The 2,940-nt window shown below is 65.3% G+C and carries 3 protein-coding genes; 1 reads left to right on the forward strand and 2 read right to left on the reverse strand.

Annotation, left to right across the window (positions count from 1 at the left end; genetic code table 11):
- Both ACEN88_RS28220 and ACEN88_RS28225 read right to left on the reverse strand, forming a co-directional pair.
- Window positions 1-377 (reverse strand): DUF4398 domain-containing protein (locus ACEN88_RS28220; RefSeq protein ID WP_413344995.1); only part of this gene is annotated, 377 nt, incomplete at its 3' end.
- Between the two features lie 40 nt (window positions 378-417).
- Complete coding sequence (locus ACEN88_RS28225) at window positions 418-813, reverse strand: DUF4398 domain-containing protein (protein ID WP_413344991.1); 396 nt, start codon at window positions 811-813, stop codon at window positions 418-420.
- A gap of 186 nt (window positions 814-999) precedes the next feature.
- Here ACEN88_RS28225 and ACEN88_RS28230 point away from each other — a divergent pair.
- On the forward strand, window positions 1,000-2,940 hold a 1,941-nt coding region (locus ACEN88_RS28230; protein ID WP_413344993.1), incomplete at its 3' end, for an AsmA family protein.

Below are 2,940 nucleotides of genomic sequence, written 5' to 3' on the forward strand. Positions count from 1 at the left end.
CGCTTGGCACGGTCGGCCTCGGCGGTGCGGGCTTCCAGCTGGACGCGGTCGCGTTCGCGGGCCGCATTCGCGACCTCCGCCTCGGCGGACTTCGTCTTCGCCACTTCCTGGGCGGTGGCGATCTTCTGCTTGGCGATGTAGGCCAGGCGGTCGATCGTGTCCAGGCTCTCGCGCTGGGCGGCGGCCTGGTTGGCGCGGTCGAGTGCTTCGCCGGCCTGCTTGAATTCCATTTGCGCGTACGTCGCGACCTGCGGATTGTTGTTCGCCGCGACGAAGTCGGCGCGCGCCTCGTCCAGCGTGGGTGTGGTGGTCGGGACGGTGCTGCAGCCGGCCAGGGCGATCGTGCCGGCAACGACGAGGGCCTTCAGGAAATTCATTTTCATGATGCTTCCTTTCTGCGGTTCTTGTTATTGGGCTTTATTGCTGCTGGTCGGAATTGGCGCGGTCGACTTCCTGGCGCAGCACGCGCAGGTCCTCGTTGAGCGCGTCGGCGGCGGCCGTGGCCTTGGCCGAATTGGCCTTGCTCTGCGCCAGCTTGGCGTCGGCCTGGGCCTGGATCGCGAGTTCGCGGGCCGTCTTGTAATCCTTGGCGGCGAGGGCCTGGTTGGCGCGCATCATCTTGTCGCGCGCAGCCGAGATCTCCGTCGGCGCCAGCTCGGGCGCGCCCGCCGACACGGCGTTTTCGACGGCATTGTGCGAAACCGCGACGGCAGCCGTGGCCGGGGTCTTTTCCGGGCTGGCGCAGGCAGCCAGCGAAAGCACCACGGCGGCTGCGCCGACCCGCGTCAGCAGGTTCTTCGATTTCGTATTCATCTTGCGACTCCTGTTTTTAGATTGTGTTGGTAACGTTATAACCCTCGCGCCGGACGAGATCGGTTCGCTGGCGCACATAGACACGGCCTCGGGCTCCCTGCGGCCGGGCTACGGTGCGGCACCGCACATTGACACAAGGACCTTTACGTTAATCTGCGATCAACCCATCCCACCAGAAGGAAGGCCATGACAACCCAGCCCACCCAACAGCCCAGGCAGGGCGCGCGCATGTCGCGTCCGGTGAAGATCACGCTCGGCATCGTCGGCGTGCTGGTGGCGATTCCCGTCATCGCCATCATCATCGTACTCACGTTCGACTGGAACCGCGCCAAACCCTGGCTCAACGACAAGGTCAGCGACGCGATCGACCGTCCGTTCGCCATTCGCGGCAATCTCGCCGTGCATTGGGAGCAGCCGTCGAAAAGCATACCGAAAGCGCAGCGCACGTGGCGCGACTACATCCCGTGGCCGCATTTGTACGCGGACGACGTCCACGTGGGCAACCCGGAAGGCCTGCCCCAGCGCGACATGGCCAGCGTGCGCCAGTTCTCGTTCTCGCTCGATCCGTTCGCGCTGCTGGGCCACCGCATCCACGTGCCCGTGCTGCGCTTCGACGGCCCGCAGGCCGAGCTGCTGCGCGTGGACGCCACGCACTACAATTGGGTCTACAAGCGCGAGGAAAAGAAATCGAAGTGGACGCTCGACCTCGAACGGGTCGTTCTGAACAAGGGCACGGTGCACGTGATCGACGCCGTGACCAAGGCCGACGTCACGGCCGACATCGACACGATCGCGAACGACCCGACCTATGGCATCGCCTTCAAGCTGCGCGGCGAGTACAACGGCGCGCCCGTGGGCGGCGGCGGCAAGACGGGTTCCGTGCTGTCGCTGCGCGACCAGGACGAGCCGTTCCCCGTCCAGGCCGACGTGCACTCGGCCAATACGCGCGTCGCCGTCGACGGGACGGTCACCCGCCCCGCCCACCTCGCGGGCATCGATGTGAAACTGAAACTGGCGGCGCCGTCGATGGCGCGGCTGTATCCGTTCACGGGCGTGCTGCTGCCCGAGACGCCCGCGTTCTCGACCGACGGCCACCTGACGGGCGAACTGGGCGAGAACAAGAGCCGCTGGGTGTACGACAAGTTCAAGGGCAAGGTGGGCCAGTCCGATATCGCGGGCCGCCTCGAATTCGCGACGGGCAAGCCGCGCAACAAGCTCACCGGCAACGTCGTATCGCACCAACTGCGCTTTGCCGACCTCGGCCCGCTGATCGGCGCCGATTCCAACGCCAGCAAGCGCGCGCGGGGCGTCGAGGCCGTGCAGCCGGAAAACAAGGCCCTCCCCGTCGAGAAATTCCATACGGAGCGCTGGAAGGTGCTGGACGCCGACGTCCGCTTCACGGCCGACCGCATCGTCAAGGACAAGGACCTGCCCATCAGCAAGCTGCAAAGCCATGTCGTGATGAACAATGGCGTGCTCACGCTGGAGCCGCTCAATTTCGTGATGGCCGGCGGCAACGTCAACTCGAACATCAAGCTCGACGGCAGCAACGCCAACAGCCCGATCAAGGCGACCGCCGACGTCAAGGCGCGCGACATCCACATCAAGGAATTGTTCCCGCAAATCGAAAAGATGCAGGCGACCGTGGGCTCGATCTATGGCGAGGCGAAGCTCTCGGCAACGGGCGATTCCGTCGGCGCGATGCTGGCCGGTGCGAATGGCGAAGTGAAAGGTCTCGTCAGCCAGGGCGTCGTCAGCAAGCTGCTGCTCGAGGAGGCCGGCCTGAACGTCGGCAACATCATCATCACGAAACTGTTCGGCGACAAGGAGGTCAAGCTGAACTGCCTCGCCGCCGACCTCGGCGTGAAGGATGGCGTGGCGCAGACCCGTACCTTCGTGCTCGACACGGAGGAAGCCATCGTCGACATCAATGGCTGGGTGAACATGTCGACCGAACAGATGGACCTGCGCATCAAGCCGGAGACCAAGGGGCTGCGCCTGTTCACGTTGCGCACGCCGTTCTACGTGCGCGGCACGTTCAAGAATCCGGACCTGTCGCTCGACAAGAAAGTGCTCGCGCTGAAAGGCGGCGCGGCGGCCGCGCTGGCCGTCGTCGCGGCACCGGCC

The sequence above is a fragment of the Massilia sp. CT11-108 genome, from assembly GCF_047302915.1.
Classification (GTDB): domain Bacteria; phylum Pseudomonadota; class Gammaproteobacteria; order Burkholderiales; family Burkholderiaceae_D; genus Telluria; species Telluria orientalis.

What these genes read in the sequence shown, in the direction of transcription:
- ACEN88_RS28225 (WP_413344991.1), bottom strand. Translation starts at nt 813, where the DNA reads ATGAATACGAAATCGAAGAACCTGCTGACGCGGGTCGGCGCAGCCGCC.